The 221-nt window shown below is 50.2% G+C and carries 1 tRNA gene; it reads left to right on the top strand.

Annotation, left to right across the window (positions count from 1 at the left end):
• The first annotated feature begins 148 nt into the window (after positions 1–148).
• Positions 149–221 (top strand) — tRNA-Arg (locus AC4IHP_RS27945).

Genomic DNA, 221 nt, shown 5'->3' with positions numbered 1-221 from the left:
CACTCGTAGCTCAGCTGGATAGAGTACTCGGCTACGAACCGAGCGGTCACAGGTTCGAATCCTGTCGAGTGCACCATTTAAGAGTTATTTGCTGTAATGTGAGTAACTCGGTTTCAGCCAGTTGTGGTCTGGTCTAAAAACACAAAATGCACTCGTAGCTCAGCTGGATAGAGTACTCGGCTACGAACCGAGCGGTCACAGGTTCGAATCCTGTCGAGTGC

The sequence above is a fragment of the Pseudomonas sp. UF-293 genome, assembly GCF_058245595.1.
Note: the sequence above shows the minus strand (reverse complement) of the source record. Positions and strands in the feature narration are given on the sequence as shown.